The sequence below is a fragment of the Mesotoga sp. Brook.08.105.5.1 genome (assembly GCF_002752635.1).
Classification (GTDB): domain Bacteria; phylum Thermotogota; class Thermotogae; order Petrotogales; family Kosmotogaceae; genus Mesotoga.
This window is the reverse complement of sequence record NZ_AYTW01000029.1, coordinates 1-1,266: the sequence shown is the minus strand read 5'-3', so window position 1 is coordinate 1,266 and position 1,266 is coordinate 1. Positions and strand designations below refer to the sequence as shown.

Genomic DNA, 1,266 nt, shown 5'->3' with positions numbered 1-1,266 from the left:
ACTCGCGTAGAAAGTTGTTCCTCCAAGATTCATCAGATTAGTGTTTCCATGTGCAATGAAGTAGAGGGTAATGTAATCCACTTTTTCAGTAGTCAAGAGATCGTTCATTGCAGCTTGAACGGCAGTCCAGCTTGGAGCGGCCGCTCCCGCGACATATTTCACGTCACGTACTCTGTCAGAACCCATAATGGCCTTGAATGCGTCAGACATAAGGTTTCTAACGTCACGAGCCTCTGCATAAAGATTCTGTGATGGTGTAATCCCACTGGTAATTACAGCGCCTTTTACTCTGAGAACCCTCTCCAACAGAAGTTCTCCGACATGAAATGAATGAAACCCATTCCCAGAGAGGAAAAAGACACAATAACGTAGTGAAAGTGTAGACAGCGAATAGTCAATTTCTAATTGATTTTGCTATCTTCTTTGTGCTTTCACACTGTTCTGTTATGAAGAGTAACCTAAATAGGGTGTCTCACTAATCAAATAGCTTGAATGATATCCAATCCATAATCTTTCTCAAATAACGATGGTGAAGATGATAGTAAATGACCACGAGATTGTAAGTGAGAATCTTAAGGCCGATAACTGTGTCAAAGTCTCTATTTCTTATGTACTATGTGAATTCCGAATCAAGGATACCTTAGAGTGTTGAATTGGTTCTCTCTATCTCTTCCCTTAGCTGCTACCTCATTGAGTGAAGCTTTTTCAGTCCAGTTGCCAGTCAACGGAGCTGTTTCTGCTTTTCTGTATCTAGACCTCTCCTTCTGTTTGTGTCAATAACCGGTATCAAACCGGTCTTCTCGAATATATAGCCATAGAACTGATTGGAATCATATGCGCTATCAGAAAGAATGTACTTAGGTTTACATGTGTCAGCTATCTTCGGTGCCACCTTCGAATCGTGTGTCGATCCTCCAGTTATGATCCAGTCGATTATTAACTTGTTGACCAGATTAAGAGATATATGCACCTTTCTTCCATAACGTAAGTCTTTGTTCGTCTTCGCCCAAGTGGCCCCCTGGTCTTTATACTTCCCTCTCTTCCTTCTTCTCTGTGCTGTAGAGCCTTTACATGACCGCTCACGAACGAATCTACCGCAACTTCTTTCCTTTCGAGCCCTTCCAGATCTGTAAAGAGTTTAGTTATCTTCTGGACTATTTCATGAAGAGGTATCCGTTTGGCTCTTCGACACAAGGTCTGGAATGATGGTATCGTCTTCAGCCCTAGGTACTCGATATACTCGCCATTCCCTTCAAGAAACCTCTT

3 pseudogenes are annotated in these 1,266 nt (G+C 42.2%); all 3 read right to left on the bottom strand.

Annotated elements, in window-relative coordinates:
* A pseudogene (locus V512_RS10210) lies at positions 1 to 306 on the bottom strand (hypothetical protein); the annotation flags it as partial.
* A 415-nt stretch (positions 307 to 721) separates the two neighbouring features.
* Positions 722 to 976, bottom strand: a pseudogene (locus V512_RS10205) (transposase); the annotation flags it as partial.
* Positions 937 to 1,266: pseudogene (locus tag V512_RS14750) on the bottom strand (hypothetical protein); the annotation flags it as partial. The pseudogenes V512_RS14750 and V512_RS10205, both read right to left, overlap by 40 nt.